The sequence below is a fragment of the Cryobacterium sp. genome, assembly GCF_026786305.1.
In the GTDB taxonomy this organism is placed as follows: Bacteria; Actinomycetota; Actinomycetes; order Actinomycetales; family Microbacteriaceae; genus Cryobacterium.
Genome location: NZ_JAJAYI010000005.1, coordinates 1 through 15,135, shown reverse-complemented (window position 1 = coordinate 15,135; position 15,135 = coordinate 1). Strand labels below are relative to the sequence as shown.

Below are 15,135 nucleotides of genomic sequence, written 5' to 3'. Positions count from 1 at the left end.
GGTCACGATCGCGACGGCGGGAAGCACCAAAGCGGAGAGCCCGTCGACAGCGAGCCCAACCGGCGCGCCGGCGATGAAGGGGATCTCGAGCGCGGGGCGAGTGACGGCAACGACCACGGCCAGGACAGTGGTCACGGTCGCGGTGGTGAGCGAGACCGGGATCGCCGCGGCGCGTGCGCGCGCTCCGGCGAGGCAGAGTACGATTCCCGATACCGCTGGCAGCAGCACGATGAGAGCGAGGTAGAGCCCGCTCATCCGGAGAGGTCCGTCGCCGAGTCGGTCATGTCTGATCCGCGGGAACGGTGCAGCAGGGTGGCGACGGCGAACCCCATCGCCATCTCCACCGTCATCGCGGCGATCACGATGAGCAGCAGCACCTGGCCGTCCGGGGCGGGCGCGAGGAACCACCAGAAGGCGCCGGCCGCGAGGATGACTCCGTTCAGCATGAGTTCCAGCCCCATCATGACCATCACGATCACCTTTTGGGACAGCGCACCGTACAGGCCGACACAGAACAGTGCGGCGGCGACCAGAAGAACGGCTTGGAGTGTCATTGGCCGAGCCCTCCCCGCAGCGGATCGTTCGGCGGTCGGTGCTTGAGGTCGTCGCCCCAGCGGTCATAACGCCCGCGCGGGTTGACGATCACGAGCCCGGCGATGATCGTGGCGAACAGCACGGGGCTGATGGTGAGCATCGCGAGCATCTTGGGCCCCATGATGGCCTCGCCGAGCGAGGCGACGAGGTCGACTGCGGGTGCGCCGACGCGTGCGGGCCATGGGATGAGCAGGGCTCCCGCCGCCAGCAGCACGAAGGTTCCCATCGCCAGAACCGCCGACCAGCGTTTGTTGTGCGTCATGTCCATCGGCATGAGGGCCGGATTCATGCCCATAAACATCACCATATAGACGGCCATAATCGCCATCTCCATGACCATCATGAGAATCGTGATGATGCCGATGTACTCAAGGCCCACCATCACGAGCATGATTCCGACGGCGATGAATGAGACCGCGAGCGCGTAGGTCGCCCGCGCCATCGAGTCGACCACGAAGACGGCGACACCGGATGCCACGGACACGACGGCGAGCGCCCAGAACAGGATGTCGATCATTTTTCTCAGCTCCCCACGACGATGATCGCGACGACGAGCACCTGCAGGAGCGCCGCCGGCAACACGATGATCCAGGCCACCTCGGCGAACCGGTCGGGGCGGATCGTCGGCACTCGGTGACGGATCGCGACGAAGGCCGCGAGCACGAGGGCGGTCTTGACGATCGACCAGAGCCAGTCGGGCAGCAGCGCACCCCCTCCGCCGCCGAGAAAGAGCGGCACGGCGAACGCGGCACCCGCGGTGAGCACCGCGTAGCGGCCGGTGAGGATGAGCAGCCGGTCGACGCCGGAGACGTCGGTGAGAAAACCGCCGGCAATGTCCCGCCCGACAGCCGTCGCGAACGGACCCCAACTCGAGAAGGCGATGACGCTGCCGCAGAAGATGACGAAGGCGACCGGCATCCAGATCACGAACCACAGGTCGTGCTGGGCCGCGACCACGTCGCCGACCCGGAGGCTGCGCGCGGCGACCGCCGGCGTGATCAGCGCGAACATCAGCGGCAGCTCATACGAGACGGCGAGCGAGAGAAAACGGTAGCCCCCCACGAGCGAGTGCGCGCTGTTCGCCCCCCAGCCGATGAGCCAGAACAGCGCCCAGATCATGACGTCCATCGTGTTGAACCAGACGACACCCACGTCGAGGTCGGCGAGGGTCCACGGCCCGAGCGGGATGACCAGGATCTTCAGAATGGCGACGACCACGAGGCCGCCGGCACCGATCCGCCACAGCAGTACATCGGCTGCGACGGTGACCTGTCGACGTTGTCTCAGCAGCCGGGCCACCTGGGCGAGCGGGGCACTCGCTCCGGAGCGGCCCGGGCGACCGACCGACCGGGCCACGAGAGCACCGTTCAGCCCCGCTCCCGCGAGCGCGAACAGCAGCAGGGCAAGCGGCGCCAGAACCGCCCAGGCCGGGCTGACCTGCACGATGGGCTCACTCATGAGTCTGCTCGTGCGTTTGGGCGAGTGCGGCGGTGTCGAGACCGAGGCCGGCAATGAGCAAGCGAGCCGTTCCAAGATCCGTTCCGCGGAGCAGCTCGGGCAGGGCGGCGAGCGCGAGCTGCGCCTGGCGTGCCCGGTCGGAGTCGCTCGCTGCGGGCGGCTGCGTACCAGACGACGGTCCGGCCAGAACCGCAGCCTCGCGCAGCCAGCCGATCAGGCGATGACGGATGTCGACGGTCGCCTGATCAGGCGGAGTCGCGTTACCCGTGTTCGCGCGTGCGCCTGCGGCCAGGCCGATCTCTTTGAGCGGGATTTCGTCGAGCGAGATCCCCTTGAGTGAGATTTCGTTGAGCGAGATCCCCTTGAGCGAGATTCCCTTGAGTGACCACCGCAGCAGCACGGAACGCTCGACTCGTCGGCGCAGCCGATCGAGTGCCGCGGCGTGATCGGCGATGTCCGCACCGCGAAGAGCGTCATCGCGCAACCGGCGTGCGTTCTGCGCGGCGGTCTGCCAGCCAGCGAGCGCGAGCAGGTTCGAGGCGTCATCGCAGAGTCGGATGATGCGCCGGCCCGCGACATCCGTTACCGCTGTCGTCGGCTCGTCCTTCGGCGCCGACGCCGCCTCGAGCACTCGGGCCTTCGCGCTCACGATAACGTCGCCCTGCAGCACGCAATCCACCACGAGGCCGGCCGGCCAGTGAGGCAGTACCGGGCCGAGCGGAACGTTGAGGACGTCCATCTCCAGTCCGTCGCGGTCGTCGCCTCCGCCGGCGAGTGGGATGCCGCCGGGCATCGGCATGTCCATGCCGCCGTGGTCCACACCGCCGTGGTCCATGCCGCCGTGGTCCATGCCCCCGTGGTCCATACCGTCGTGCTCGCCGGCATCCGGCCTTTGATCCTCGGCCGCAGCGGGCCGAGACCTCGCCCGGGCGTCCTTTCGCTGCCGGGAATCATCAACGAGATGCGCCACGGCGGCATCGAGAAGAGCCGACAGCGCGACCGAGGTGGTCACGCTCACCCGGGTTCGCGGTCCGGGCAGCTGATTCCACAGGAGATCGAATGCCGCTCGGAGTTCTTCGCCCGGCATCCCGCACACGGCGAGCAGATCGGCGTCGGCTGGCGAGAGCGCGACTCTCCAGCCACGCCGGTCGAGCTCGGCCTCGAGCAGCATCCTTGATTCGTCCCAGCCCGGCACCTCCACGATGAGAACATGCACGCTCGTGGAGGCCCACCGGGCGAGCACTGAGGTCACACCCATCTCATCGATCCTTCTCGCCAGGCCCAGACGACGCCCACCATGAGCAGCCCGAGAAAGACGAACATCTCGATGATCGCGGTGGGACCCTCGCTCGCCACGACGACGGCCCAGGGGTACATGAACAACATCTCGACGTCGAAGGCGAGGAAGATGATGGTGAGCGGATACCACCGAGCGTGGAAGCGGGACAGTGCGTGCTCCTTCGGCATCCACCCAGACAGATAGGGCGTGGTCGTAAGCGGCTTCGGGGACACCGACGTTGCCCGCGCGACGAGGTAGAGCAGGCCGATTCCGACCAGTGCCATTCCGAGGATCACTGCGACGCTGACGTATGCCGCCATTCGTCCTCCTCGTTACCGCTCCTTGTTACCGCTCCTCGTTACCGTACAGGGCAAGTTATGAGGTGTCTTGGTACCACCGGGGGTATTTTCATCACCCCAACCGCCGGCTCGTTCTCGCCCGAAGGGGTCGATATGAAGGTTTTGACACCGCATCAAGCGAGAACGCGGTACTAACAGAGCTCGTGGCCCAGCACGGGTGCATCAACCACAGGGATGACTACGAGTAGTGTACCGATACCCTCACTCAGGCCTCGGCTATGACCACGGCCCCGCAGGCCCGCGATCAGCTACGACGACGTTTCGGAAGCACTCGCGGTCGGATGGGTCGACGGCAACCCCATCAGCGCCACCCGAATCGAAGAAACAGCGCGCCGTGCCGCTGTGAACGAAGGTGCCGCTCAATGGCGCCGTCCGAGGGCCGCCGATGGTCTCGCCCCATCGGCGAACCCCACGGGGCTCCGCACTTGGTCAACGTCGGGCGGGCAGTTTGGAGTAGCCAGGGAAGTTGCCGAAGAGCCGCTCCTCGGATCCCTTCGGGCCTCGAGTGACCGCGTCCACGAGAAGATCTCCTCCGACGAAAGCTCCCTTCCAGGACGCACCGAGACCCCCGAAGACCTCGTCACGGTCGCCCCGGCTACGCGGCTTATTGATGCCGATTTTGAAGGCCCGAAGTTCTTCGGAGAAGCGGGCGGCGAGGTCGAGATCGTCGGTCGCGATCGAGGCGACGAGGTTACCGTTGCTCACGTTCATTGCGGCCAGCAGCTCAGCCTCAGTGTCGACCAACACGATCGAGTCGAGCGGCCCAAACGGTTCGGCGTGGTGCAGCGACCAGGACGTCGACGGGTCAAGCACGGTCGCAGGGGCGATGTACGCGCTCCGGTCCTGGTCATCAAGGAACGTTCCCGAATCCCGGTCCCCGCGAAACAGGGGCGCGGCGCCCTTCTCCAGAGCCTCCTCGAACTGTTCGGACAGGGCCACGGCTTTCGTCGCGTGGATGACAGGACCGAAGTCGAGTTCCGGCAGCGGGTCGTCGTCGGAGGCGACGGCGAGAGGGTGACCGAAGCGCAGGCCGCGCACGACCGGCAGGTAGATGTCGAGGAACTTCGGGAGGAGACGGCGCTGGACGACATAGCGAGGGTAGGCGGTGCAGCGTTGCTTGGCGTATTCGAAGCCCTTGTGCAGCTGCGCCGCGAGCTGGTCCCACTGGGAAAAGTCCCAGATTCCCCACGCGTTCAGGCCTTCCTGCTCGAGGATGTGTCGGCGGCCGGTGTCGGCGAGACTGACGGCGGCTTTTCGTCCGTTTGAGCGCCCTCCGACGAAGGCGAGCGCCCCGATCTCGGGGGACTGGATCAAGATGTCGCCGAGATGAGACCCCACTCCGGAAATGAGGGTAACGGGAACCCCTGCGCGCCGAATGAGCGCGTGGGCGAGCGTCAGGGCATGGAAGCCGCCCTGCGAGGGTGTTTTCGCGATCACGGCATTGCCGGCGAGCGCTTGAACGAGCTCGGCGTGCACCTGCACGCTCATCGGATAATTCCAGGAGGCGATGTTCGACACCGGGCCGGACAGCGCGGTGCGCGCTGCCGGGGTACCAGCATGGAGCTGGCGCGTGATGTTCTCGAGGTACCAGTGCACTCCATCCACGCACCGGTCGACGTCGGCGAGAGCGATCCGCCAGGGTTTCCCGATCTCCCAGACCAGCATGAGGGCGAGCAGTTCTCGTTGGGTTTCGATGAGGTCCACGGCGGCGTTAACCCGTTCGATCCGTTCCCGCAGCGGCACCACCGCCCATCGAGCATGCTCTTCGGCCGCGAGGCGCACAGCGTCCAGAGCAGCGGGATGGTCGACGCGCGGCGGCCCGAAGATGACGGTGCCGTCGATCGGGGATTGATGTTGTCCCCGCTCCCCGAGGTCGACCCACTCTCCGCCGATGAGGTTGCGGAGTCCGTCGGGTCGGAATGCCTCGGGTGCGATGGACCGGCTGCGAGCAGAGACCTCGCCCCAGGTGGTCCCTGGCTTGATTCGAAGTGACATCGTTGTCCAATGCGGTGAGGGACCGGCGCGCGTGCCGTTCCGGAGAAAATGAGGGGTGCGAGAATATTACACAAACGTCGTGGGGGGTTGATCGCACGGATCACCACTGGGACGGACGCCCTTTTTGAGCCCGTACCCCCCCTTGGGCCGTCGATCGACGATATCCGGGCTGCTAAAGCTGGTGCTCCGGACCGAAGGTGTAGGCCCGGAAGTGAGCACAGCATACTCCGACGTCCTCACGTGTGGCCGAGAGACTAATCAAAGCTCGATCGTGAGGATCAGTTCGATCGTCTGAGAGATCAGCTCCAACTAGGCTGCCATATCGAGCGTGGGCCACGCACTATCGATGTCGAGCAGCTCGTGCACGAACGTCAACCCGGTCACGATCGAAGCACACAGCGCCTGGGCCGCTTGGAGAACGTCTTCTCGGCTCGCACTCGGCCCTGAGCGTCGACCGGCCCTCGAGGCGTTCAGGCTCTTGTTCCGGCATCCTGTGGGCTTCGTGATACGTCCTAAAATCGTAGTCCCCGCCATCAATCCGGAGCGACTTGGGGATCTCCGACGCCGTCCGGCGATGGAACGAAATAAGCAATTTTCCCAGACCCCCGCCCAAAGCCCAGGAAATCGCCCGGCGTTCTAAACTTTGCCGTTACTGGCCCACGTTTCTAGGTGGCGTTTGCAGCAGCGCGCCTGCGGCGTCGAACCGCGCGACCGATCAGCGTCGGCAGCAGCCCGACGCCCACAGCGAGAAGGACACCCAGGGTCAGGAGCAACGGCGTTCGTGCCAGCGCGGTCAGGGGAGCCACGTTTTGGGTGACCCGGTCGATGGGGTATTCGATCATCTTGGAGACGGACTGAACGACCGATGTGCTCGTGCTCTTGGACAGCTGCTCGAACGCCGCGTCGAAGCCCTGTTCGCTGCCCTTGGCGCCCAGTTCGCCCGCCACGATAGGGACCGTGGGGCTGTCGCTGAGTGGGCCGGTCTCGACGACGAGGCCGTGCCTGGTCGTGACGGTGCCCTTCCGCGATAGCGCTGTGGCCGCGGCGCCCTGCGAGTAGGTGTAGACCTCAAAGATGGCCGCAGCGTCGATCTCGTCGACTCCGTCGCGCAGTTCCACTCCCACGCGCGGCCGTACCCACGGGAAGGCGGCGTTCATGAGAAACGCGGAGTCCTCGAACCCAAAGCTCTTGACGGGCATCGCTGTGGGAGCGTCGAGCGACCATCCCGGGTAACGGATGGCGTTGCCGACCCGAATCGCTTCCGCGTCGCCGGCCATGTCGGCCATGACCTTCAGTGCGCCCGGGATGCCCGAAGTGACGCTGCCGGTCGTGGTCACGCGGCCGTCCTGCACATATCGCTCCCCCGTGACCCAGGAGACGTCGGGGTTCGATTTCTTGAGGGCGGCAATTCGGGACCAATGGGATGTTGCCCGAAGGCCGTCGAGAACCCCGGAGGCGGCGAGCAGCCTGGAGCCGGCGCAGACACCCAGGATGCGGGCACCCGCGGTGTACTGGGTAACGATGAACGCGCGCGCGGCTGCCTCCGCGGGGTCGGCAGGACCGTTCACGGCCGGCACCACGACCAGGTCGGGCGCCGGCGCAACGCCGGACGCGACGTCGGCGAACGTGTGGGCTGGCACGACTGACATCCCTCCATCAACAGGAGCCGGGTCGGCCGAGGCCGCGACGGTGTACACGAAGAAGGAGGGGGAGCTGGCCAGCACCTCGAACGGTGCGAAGACATCAGAGGTGTCGGATCCCGACTGGCCGAGAACGACCGCGACGACGAACTGACCGTCGACAGGCGCGTGAGTGAGTTTCTGCACATCCGTCACAAGGACGGCGGGCGAGCTGGGCTCGCCGCCCGATTGGGACAGGCCGGCGATGGCGATGGCCACAAAGGTCACTGTGGCAAGGGTGATGCCCAGTGCAATGCTGCCGATACGGCGGACTATTTTTGGCATGACTGTTTCCTTTCGAGGGGGTATGGATGGTTGTTGTGAAGGTTCGGGCGCGGCACGCCCAGGTTCTAAATGAGAGCGATCGCCAGGGCGAGGATCGCCAACACAGCGGACACGAAAGTCATGAGGCGCCTCTCGTGAGGGCTTTTCGATGCCAGGTTGGGAAGCACGCTGAGAATCAGGTAGCCCGTGATGATCCACATGGCGATGACGTTGATGGGATTCGGAATTGGTGTTGTGATGACCTGCGCGCGGGCCAGTGCCGTGGCGGCGAATACGACATAGATCAGGATCGAGAAGCCGGCGGCGACGCGAAGCCGTGGAGTCAGCCGATCCTGCTGACCGCCCCAGGCGAGTCGCCCCAGCGGCATACCGACCAGGAGCAGGAGTTGCAGGACGGCCAGGGCGCCGAGAAGTGCCGTGAAGAGCGCGGCAAGGAATGCCGAGAGGTGGGTCATGAGGCCACCCTCTCGATGCAAGCAGCGCCGATCTGGAGCGAGGACGTTGTGGCGGCCATGGGGTCGATGCCAATGATCGCCGAGACCTGCCCGGGGTCGGCGTTTCGTGGGGCGTTCATTCCGGACTCGATTCAGGCGTTGGGGGTTTTGCAGGGTGGGGCTCTCCGCGCCGACGTGCTGCGCCAAACGCGACCGCATAAGCGACTCGTTCGTTGCTCGAAAAGCGCCGGAGGGAGATGACGGTCGCGGTGATCGCGATCGTTGCGACAAAGAACACCCACCGGAAACTGGTGCAACGTGGGGAGCGCACGTGTTCTCGATTCGTGTTTGTGAGGATGACTTCACGGTAGGCTGCGCGTGCCGACTCACCTAGGACACGCAGTTGACGATCTCGGCCACGAGGGAAAACAGTGATCGAACCACGTATTGTCATCGTCGGGTTTCCTTCCGTGCAGATCCTCGACGTGACCGGGCCGCTTGAGGTGTTCTCCACGGCCTCGCGTTTTTTACCGATCCCCCGGTACGCCACGCAGCTGGTGAGTACGGACGGCGGGCCGGTGCGCTCGACGAGCGGCCTCGAGTTTGCGACCGGGCCGATGAACGAGGTGGTCGGAGACATCGACACTCTCGTGGTCGCCGGGGGCAGGGACATGGACGAGGCCGCGGGCGATCCGGAACTGGTTGACAGCATTCGGCGGTTGGCTTCGCTATCGCGACGGGTCACATCCGTGTGCTCGGGCGCGTTCCTGCTCGCTGCCGCGGGCCTTCTGGACGGCCGTCGTGCGACCACCCACTGGGCTGAGTGCGAAACGCTCGGGCACGCCTACCCGAAGGTCTCCGTTGAACCCGACGCCATCTATGTGCAGGACGGCAACGTCTGGACGTCGGCCGGCGTCACCGCCGGAATCGACATGGCCCTGGCGTTAGTCGCCGACGACCACGGGCGCACAGCCGCCGCGACCGTCGCCCGGCGCCTTGTCGTCTACCTCCGCCGCTCGGGCGGCCAGGGGCAGTTCTCAGCGCTGCTGGCCGACCAGTCCGCGAACGACGAGCCCATCCGCGACGTACTGGCCTGGGTCCCCGACAACCTGACCGCCGATCTCTCCATCTCCGCGATGGCGACTCACGCCCACCTCTCTGAGCGCCAGTTCAGTCGCGTGTTCAAATCCGAGGTGGGCATCACGCCGGCCGAGCATGTGGAGGCGGTGCGGATGGAGGCAGCGTGCCGCCTTCTCGAGACGACGCTTATGGCAATGGAGGAGATCGCGAGAGCATGCGGGTTTGGAACCCCTGAGACCATGAATCGAGCGTTCCGGCGTCGCCTCAACACCACCCCCGGCAACCACCGAGACCACTTCGGTGCTGCCACCACATAGCACCATGCGCGAGGCCCGTGACTCGGACTAAAGATGTGTCCACCGTCGACACCAACGAACGCGATGCGGTGGGGGGAATCATGAAGTGCTCCAGACAAAGTGGTCTTTTAGACGTTGCATCATCCCGGAGACGACCGGAGTGCTGAGCGTCTACGTTGACGCTAGTGGCTGAGGCCCGGACCGTTTAATCGGAGGCCCTCAGATGGTTGGCTTGCCCTGAAGGAGTGCGGACGGTTGTCTGACCGACATCGTCCGGGCTGCGGGTCAACGGCGCCAAACGGCGTTCACCATGCCCGAACCAGAAATGAGAAGTACCATGACCGTCTCACACAAAGTCGCACTTTTAACCGGAGCCGGACAGGGAATTGGACGCGGCATTGCACTCCGGCTCGCCCAGGACGGTTTTGACATCGCCGTCGCCGACCTCGACTTCCAGGCCGAAAAGGGTGCCGGTGTCGTCGCCGAGATCGAGGCGCTCGGTTCTGACTGACGTTCAGCCGAGCGGTTGCCCCAGCTGCGGACCGCGTTCCTCCAACAGCTCGAGGGCAGCAACGACCGCCCACACTCGCCTTGACACCACGCGCTGGAGAGGACAATATCCTTCCTGACGAGAGGGACCAACATGGCTACATCCGACATAGCGATGACTGATGGTGGCATCGAGACGGTGCTGCTCTTTCACGAAGGCATCGAGTTGCCCGACTTCGCGGCGTTCCCGCTTCTCTATGAGGCGACGGGGCGCGATGCAATGCGCCGGTACTTCGAGAGCTTCTTGCAGATCGCGCAGGAGCGCGGGATCCCGTTTGTCCTGGGAACCCCGACGTGGCGGGCAAACCGCGATTGGGGCGAACGTCTTGGATACAGCCCGGCTTCACTGGCGCGGGCGAACGCGGACGCTGTGGCGTTCGTCCGTGACGTTGCTGCGAGCCGCCCCGCCGTTGAGATCCTCGTCGAAGGAGTCCTAGGCCCACGCGGGGACGGGTACGTGGTCACCAATCGCATGACTGCTGATGAGGCCGAGGCCTATCACTCCGAGCAGATCGCCTCGCTCGTCGACGCGGGTGTCGATCGAATTTCAGCCCTCACGATGACCTACCCTGAGGAAGCAATCGGAGTGGTTCGAGCCGCTCGTGCGCTGGGAGTGCCGGTCGTGCCCTCATTCACGGTGGAGGTCGACGGGAGCCTGCCCGACGGAACAAGTCTTGGCGAGGCGATTGAGCGGGTCGATGCCGCCACTGGCGCGGCGGCCGCGTACTTCATGGTCAACTGCGCACACCCGACCCACATCAGTCACGCGCTCGAGAATCTGGCGACGGCGGATCGGATCGGGGGCCTCAGGGTGAACGCGTCCAAACAGTCGCACGCGGAGCTCGACGAGGCAGAGGAGCTCGATGAGGGGGATCCCGTGGCGCTGGGCATAGACAATGCAACGCTGAGGACCAAGCTTCCGCGAGTTCAGGTGCTCGGGGGATGCTGCGGCACCGACGCTCGCCACGTCGCAGAGATGATCGCCGCTTGGTGAGGTGGCAGAGACTGGAACCGGGGATACGAACAAGGTAACGGGAAAGACCTACACCACGTTAAAAAACGTGGTGCAGATCTATATCCGTTACCCGCGGCAGACGCTGACCCTGCCCGGTGAGGCCGAGCCAGGGACGGGCGTTGCAGCTGATTGGTGTCACCTTCATCGACACAAACAGGCACACACATTGGTACACACATGAATTCTGGCGTTCATTCGACAATTGTGTGGCGATAGAAGTACCTGATCGGAACGATTTCACGGTGCCCCTGGAGGGATTCGAACTCCAATAATCGACCGGTCAGCGTCGTCGATGGGGTCGAAAACCGCGTGAATTCAACGTTTTGGGTCACAGTGAGGCATCCAGATTCACCCAAAGTTTTTTCAAGTGTGGGCAAAATGTGGGCACGCTGGCAGGGAACGCGCGCTATCGTGCCAGCGTCGCAGCCCCGCTGCGCGGCACCGGTGCAGCCTCCTCCGAAGTCCCCTAACTGGATCGCTCTGCGGGACGGGCCCGCCAGCATCGGCACAGTTTCATCGACGCTGTGCGCTTCGATCCTCTGGCGTACGGAAGCGTTTACAGCTAAAATTACGTGTACACACTTTGATACACGCCGAAATGGGGCCTGCAGTGCACTCGATTGACAGCCTGCCTGCCATCACTTTCAGCGCCGCCATGGCCACCGACGCCGGTGTCGGAACACGAGAGCTGCGTCGGCTCATCGAGAACGGCACCATCAACCGAATCGGCCGAGGGCTATACCGCCGAACCGATCTGCCGCCGGTGAACCTTGACTTGATTGAGATCGTGGCCCGCAGGCCCGACGCAACATTGTGCCTGTCGAGTGCCTTGGCGCACCATAGCCTCGTTGACGCTATCCCAGCGCGAATCGACATCGCCCTTCCTCGTGGCGCCCGAATCCCCCAAACTAACGCTCCTGTTTCCTGGCATCATTTCGACGCGGCGACGTTCGAGCTTGGACGCACTGAGCTGGCCATTGATGGATCCGACGCGACCATTGGCCTGTACTCCCCGGAACGGTCAATCGTCGATGCCTACCGATTGCGCGGGTCGGAGGGGTACGAGATCGCTCCGGAAGCCCTGAAGAACTGGCTGCGCCGACGCGGGTCTCACCCGGCCGCGCTAATGGACATCGCTCGGCAGCTACCGCGAGCGAGCGGTCCGTTGCGGCATGCCCTGGAGTTGCTCTCGTGAGCCATGCGTCACAGCTCTATGCCGCGCTCTCACGGCATGCCCGAGCTTCGGGTCGAGCCGTTTCAGAGACGGTCACCCTCTACGCCATGGAGGCGCTCCTGAGCCGGCTCGCTCAGACAAGCTACAAGGATGACTTTGTGCTGAAGGGCGGCGTGCTCCTGGCTGCGTATCACCTCCGGCGTCCGACAAACGACATCGACATGGAAGCGGTGAACTTTCAAGTGGATGCCTCTCATTTACGTGCCGTGGTCGCGGCCGTGGCGGACGTGTCCGTCGATGATGCTCTGGCTATTGATCCGGCGCGCACCGAGGTGCGCTCCATCCGCGAGGGCGACGAATACTCCGGGCTCCGAGCTCCGAGTCAAGATATTTGCACGCGTCTACACGAGCGCCCTGTCGTTTCACCTGGACATCAGCACCGGAGACCCGATTTGGCCGGCCCCACGCACGGTGACTGTCCCTCGCATCCTCGGTGGGGAATTTGAAATGCTCGGTTATCCACTCGTTATGGTCGTTGCAGAGAAGGCGGTCACGATGCTGACCCGGGGATCAACGAGCACACGATGGCGCGACATCGTCGACCTGCGAAATTTCTCGCTGACACACGACTTCAGCGCGAGTGAGCTTCGCGGTGCGGCCCAGCGCGTCGCCGATTTCCGCCAGGTGCCTCTGACCTCAATCTCGGTCGCCACGACAGGCTGGCCAGCGATCGCTCAAACAAAATGGGCAGCCTGGCGTCGCAAACTCGCCCTCACAGACATCTGCCTCGAATCGTTCGACAACCAACTGGCCAACGTGATCCATTTCGTGGATCCGGTTTTCACCGGCACCGTGGGCGACGATAACATTTGGGACCCGTCAACTCAGCGCTGGCACAAACGCTGAACTCAAACCCGCAAGGGGAACCTTCAACGGGGCGGAAATGGGCGGTAGGGGATCCAGCACCGTGAGGCGTTCACGATTACGCTCGCCCCAGCCCTCGTTCTGCGAGCGGATCTGCAACGTTGTGCATCGCATTTATCCCTCGCGGTCTTCGGGTCATTCTGATGGCCAGAATGGCGGCGAGGAACGGCGCGACGAAAGGTACGGCGGTCACGATGAGACCGAGCGCTGCGGCAAGCGCGACGCTGATCGCCGTCACGAGTGACGCTCGAAGTAAGGGAGGGCCGGGAAGCCCAGGGGCAATGAGCAATCCACCTGTCAGACCTGTCAGGGCTGCAGCCAAGATGACAAGCGGCCATCCCATGGCATTATCGATGCTGAGTGAGTAGCTGAGTGCGACGGAGAGTAGCGCGCCGATCGCGGCGACGACCGGGCCAAGTGCGACAGCCCCACGACGATCCACGAGTGCTTCCGCTCCCGCAATGACAGTGATGATTGCGACCAGCGCTCCACCAAGAAGCCCGACGCGCATGGCGTCCGTAGCGTCGCCTATTGCCGGGAGCCACATACTCCCCGTCAGAGCGAATGCGGCGCATCCAAAGCCGAGCACTGCGGCAACCGCTGCCACTGTAGCGATCCGGGTTCGCTGTCCTTGATTCAGCGTTGCGCGACGGTAGGTGACACCCCTTGTTGTCGTGGGTCGCGTCCCGAGTTGGAAGCTGGAGACAACCAGGACCACGGCTGCGCCGAATACCAGTCCGGTGGGCGTCACCGTTGAGATACCAAGCGCGAGGGCGGTCGGGATCGCCAGGAGTGTTGAGAGGATTGTGCGCAGGGTTTTCGATCGAAGTGGCCGCAGGAGGCCGTGGGTTACAAGGAATAGGGCGAAGGAGCCTAAGAGCCATGCCGATCCGGCGAAGATGGGGAACGCGTCGCTCAACCAGCTCCGCGGAGCCCCCGAGTCTGCTTCGTCGAATCCCACACCCCATGCCGTGACAGCAACCGCGCCAAGAGCCCATGCTGCTGCGGATATTGCGAGGGTAGCCATCGCGGATTCGGCGATGATGCGGCCGCTGCGCAGCAGTAGCGCTCCAGTTGCGGTACTGATCAGAAATGCGCCGACGAACTGAGCGGTAATACGCAAGCCCGAAAGCCACGGATCATCCGTTACACCACCAGAAAGCAATGCAATGACAGGGCCAATGTTGAGTAGTAGGCCTAGAGCAGCCGCGATTGTGATCAAAGCAGGGCTTGCCCGTTCGGCAATGCCGTGGGCGCGCAGCGACCACGCTTCTCCGATCGTGGGCCGCAACTGACCGAGTCTGTCTGCGTTCTCCTCTAAGGTCTCTAGGACCACCGCAGCGTTGGTCCGCTGCCATTCCGCGGGATACCAACGCAGCAGTCGCTCGTACCGTTGGCGTCGGCGGGCGGTCATGCAGTCGCCATCGAAACAGCGGGGAACGGTTGGACGGGCCTACCGTGGGTGACGTTTGCAACCGCAACCGCGGCCCGAGCTGCGAGCCGATCCGCTTCTGCAGTGAGTTCATCTCGGCCTACGTCGAGAATCTCGTAATAGCGACGCGCACGGCCGTCGACAACTTCGTCACCGGCCGAACGGATGCGACCTTCGCGTTGAAGTCGGTCAAGTGACGCATACAGTGTCGTAACCCGCAACTTCACACGTCCTTCGCTGAGTCCCTCGACGTCGCTAAGCACGGCATAACCGTGCCGTCTCCCCGCAGCAAGTGCCGTCAAAATCCAAAACGCAGTTTCACTCATAAACCGAGTATACCCAGAGTGGGAATATACCCAGCCAATCGACATCTGCTTCATTCCGCTCGGTCTGCTCACCGATTCACTTTCGGCCGTTCGCGATCACCGGCGCCCGCAAGCCGGACCTCTATTGGAACCCAGTCAGGGCCTCGACGTTGCGCGCCGCGATTGTTTAATCCAGGGGTTCGCGGAGATGCACGGTCACTGTGTCCCCGGCGTGCTTGCCGATGGCGTCCTGCAAGGATTTCTTGATCGGAAGCAT

General features: G+C 64.1%; 17 protein-coding genes and 1 pseudogene. 6 read left to right on the top strand and 12 right to left on the bottom strand.

Going from position 1 to position 15,135, the window contains the following annotated elements; genetic code table 11:
* From LH475_RS00335 to LH475_RS00295, 9 genes and pseudogenes are all read right to left on the bottom strand, one after another.
* Positions 1-255 (bottom strand): annotated as a pseudogene (locus LH475_RS00335) (NADH-quinone oxidoreductase subunit L); the annotation flags it as partial.
* On the bottom strand, positions 252-554 hold the full coding sequence (gene nuoK / locus LH475_RS00330; RefSeq protein WP_196845333.1) for an NADH-quinone oxidoreductase subunit NuoK: 303 nt from the start codon (positions 552-554) through the stop codon (positions 252-254). The pseudogene LH475_RS00335 and the gene nuoK, both read right to left, overlap by 4 nt.
* Positions 551-1,111, bottom strand: a complete 561-nt coding sequence (locus tag LH475_RS00325; RefSeq protein WP_297412603.1) for an NADH-quinone oxidoreductase subunit J — start codon at positions 1,109-1,111, stop codon at positions 551-553. Before LH475_RS00325 ends, nuoK begins: the two co-directional genes overlap by 4 nt.
* A 5-nt stretch (positions 1,112-1,116) precedes the next feature.
* Entirely contained in the window at positions 1,117-2,052 is a 936-nt protein-coding gene (locus LH475_RS00320) for a complex I subunit 1 family protein (protein WP_196845336.1), read from the bottom strand.
* A complete protein-coding gene (locus LH475_RS00315; protein ID WP_297412602.1) occupies positions 2,045-3,310 on the bottom strand; it encodes a hypothetical protein in 1,266 nt (421 codons plus the stop codon). Before LH475_RS00315 ends, LH475_RS00320 begins: the two co-directional genes overlap by 8 nt.
* Positions 3,301-3,651, bottom strand: coding sequence for an NADH-quinone oxidoreductase subunit A (locus tag LH475_RS00310; protein ID WP_297412601.1), 351 nt, complete (start codon positions 3,649-3,651; stop codon positions 3,301-3,303). The genes LH475_RS00315 and LH475_RS00310 overlap by 10 nt, the downstream gene beginning before the upstream one ends.
* 468 nt (positions 3,652-4,119) lie before the next feature.
* On the bottom strand, positions 4,120-5,685 hold the full coding sequence (locus LH475_RS00305) for an aldehyde dehydrogenase family protein (RefSeq protein WP_196845341.1): 1,566 nt from the start codon (positions 5,683-5,685) through the stop codon (positions 4,120-4,122).
* Between the two features lie 665 nt (positions 5,686-6,350).
* Complete coding sequence (locus LH475_RS00300; RefSeq protein ID WP_297412600.1) at positions 6,351-7,649, bottom strand: DJ-1/PfpI family protein; 1,299 nt, start codon at positions 7,647-7,649, stop codon at positions 6,351-6,353.
* A gap of 65 nt (positions 7,650-7,714) precedes the next feature.
* Complete coding sequence (locus LH475_RS00295) at positions 7,715-8,104, bottom strand: hypothetical protein (RefSeq protein WP_196845345.1); 390 nt, start codon at positions 8,102-8,104, stop codon at positions 7,715-7,717.
* A 410-nt stretch (positions 8,105-8,514) separates the two neighbouring features.
* Here LH475_RS00295 and LH475_RS00290 point away from each other — a divergent pair, with 410 nt between their 5' ends.
* The 6 genes from LH475_RS00290 (at position 8,515) to LH475_RS00270 (ending at position 13,103) form a co-directional block, all read left to right on the top strand.
* Positions 8,515-9,480 (top strand): GlxA family transcriptional regulator, encoded by a 966-nt coding sequence (locus LH475_RS00290; RefSeq protein ID WP_297412599.1) that lies wholly within the window; start codon positions 8,515-8,517, stop codon positions 9,478-9,480.
* A 316-nt stretch (positions 9,481-9,796) separates the two neighbouring features.
* Positions 9,797-9,970 carry an SDR family NAD(P)-dependent oxidoreductase gene (locus LH475_RS00285; protein WP_297412598.1) on the top strand — a complete coding sequence of 58 codons (174 nt, stop codon included), beginning with the start codon at positions 9,797-9,799 and terminating at the stop codon, positions 9,968-9,970.
* Between the two features lie 132 nt (positions 9,971-10,102).
* Positions 10,103-11,002: a homocysteine S-methyltransferase family protein gene (locus tag LH475_RS00280; RefSeq protein WP_297412597.1), complete on the top strand. Its 900-nt coding sequence runs from the start codon at positions 10,103-10,105 to the stop codon at positions 11,000-11,002.
* 631 nt (positions 11,003-11,633) lie between these two features.
* Complete coding sequence (locus LH475_RS00275; protein ID WP_297412596.1) at positions 11,634-12,218, top strand: type IV toxin-antitoxin system AbiEi family antitoxin domain-containing protein; 585 nt, start codon at positions 11,634-11,636, stop codon at positions 12,216-12,218.
* An 86-nt stretch (positions 12,219-12,304) separates the two neighbouring features.
* Complete coding sequence (locus tag LH475_RS14445; protein ID WP_196845350.1) at positions 12,305-12,703, top strand: nucleotidyl transferase AbiEii/AbiGii toxin family protein; 399 nt, start codon at positions 12,305-12,307, stop codon at positions 12,701-12,703.
* A complete protein-coding gene (locus LH475_RS00270; protein ID WP_366145575.1) occupies positions 12,585-13,103 on the top strand; it encodes a nucleotidyl transferase AbiEii/AbiGii toxin family protein in 519 nt (172 codons plus the stop codon). The genes LH475_RS14445 and LH475_RS00270 overlap by 119 nt, the downstream gene beginning before the upstream one ends.
* A gap of 76 nt (positions 13,104-13,179) precedes the next feature.
* Here LH475_RS00270 and LH475_RS00265 read toward each other — a convergent pair whose 3' ends face one another.
* The 3 genes from LH475_RS00265 to LH475_RS14440 all read right to left on the bottom strand — a co-directional run bounded on the left by LH475_RS00265 (position 13,180) and on the right by LH475_RS14440 (position 15,135).
* A complete protein-coding gene (locus LH475_RS00265) occupies positions 13,180-14,244 on the bottom strand; it encodes a hypothetical protein (RefSeq protein ID WP_297412595.1) in 1,065 nt (354 codons plus the stop codon).
* Positions 14,245-14,531: 287 nt separating this feature from the next.
* Positions 14,532-14,879, bottom strand: a complete 348-nt coding sequence (locus LH475_RS00260) for a PadR family transcriptional regulator (RefSeq protein ID WP_196845353.1) — start codon at positions 14,877-14,879, stop codon at positions 14,532-14,534.
* A gap of 166 nt (positions 14,880-15,045) precedes the next feature.
* Complete coding sequence (locus LH475_RS14440) at positions 15,046-15,135, bottom strand: DUF1905 domain-containing protein (RefSeq protein WP_366145574.1); 90 nt, start codon at positions 15,133-15,135, stop codon at positions 15,046-15,048.

What these genes read in the sequence shown, in the direction of transcription:
- nuoK (WP_196845333.1), bottom strand. Translation starts at nt 554, where the DNA reads ATGACACTCCAAGCCGTTCTTCTGGTCGCCGCCGCACTGTTCTGTGTC.
- LH475_RS00325 (WP_297412603.1), bottom strand. Translation starts at nt 1,111, where the DNA reads ATGATCGACATCCTGTTCTGGGCGCTCGCCGTCGTGTCCGTGGCATCC.
- LH475_RS00320 (WP_196845336.1), bottom strand. Translation starts at nt 2,052, where the DNA reads ATGAGTGAGCCCATCGTGCAGGTCAGCCCGGCCTGGGCGGTTCTGGCG.
- LH475_RS00315 (WP_297412602.1), bottom strand. Translation starts at nt 3,310, where the DNA reads ATGGGTGTGACCTCAGTGCTCGCCCGGTGGGCCTCCACGAGCGTGCAT.
- LH475_RS00310 (WP_297412601.1), bottom strand. Translation starts at nt 3,651, where the DNA reads ATGGCGGCATACGTCAGCGTCGCAGTGATCCTCGGAATGGCACTGGTC.
- LH475_RS00305 (WP_196845341.1), bottom strand. Translation starts at nt 5,685, where the DNA reads ATGTCACTTCGAATCAAGCCAGGGACCACCTGGGGCGAGGTCTCTGCT.
- LH475_RS00300 (WP_297412600.1), bottom strand. Translation starts at nt 7,649, where the DNA reads ATGCCAAAAATAGTCCGCCGTATCGGCAGCATTGCACTGGGCATCACC.
- LH475_RS00295 (WP_196845345.1), bottom strand. Translation starts at nt 8,104, where the DNA reads ATGACCCACCTCTCGGCATTCCTTGCCGCGCTCTTCACGGCACTTCTC.
- LH475_RS00285 (WP_297412598.1), top strand. Translation starts at nt 9,797, where the DNA reads ATGACCGTCTCACACAAAGTCGCACTTTTAACCGGAGCCGGACAGGGA.
- LH475_RS00280 (WP_297412597.1), top strand. Translation starts at nt 10,103, where the DNA reads ATGGCTACATCCGACATAGCGATGACTGATGGTGGCATCGAGACGGTG.
- LH475_RS14445 (WP_196845350.1), top strand. Translation starts at nt 12,305, where the DNA reads ATGGAGGCGCTCCTGAGCCGGCTCGCTCAGACAAGCTACAAGGATGAC.
- LH475_RS00260 (WP_196845353.1), bottom strand. Translation starts at nt 14,879, where the DNA reads ATGAGTGAAACTGCGTTTTGGATTTTGACGGCACTTGCTGCGGGGAGA.
- LH475_RS14440 (WP_366145574.1), bottom strand. Translation starts at nt 15,135, where the DNA reads ATGCTTCCGATCAAGAAATCCTTGCAGGACGCCATCGGCAAGCACGCC.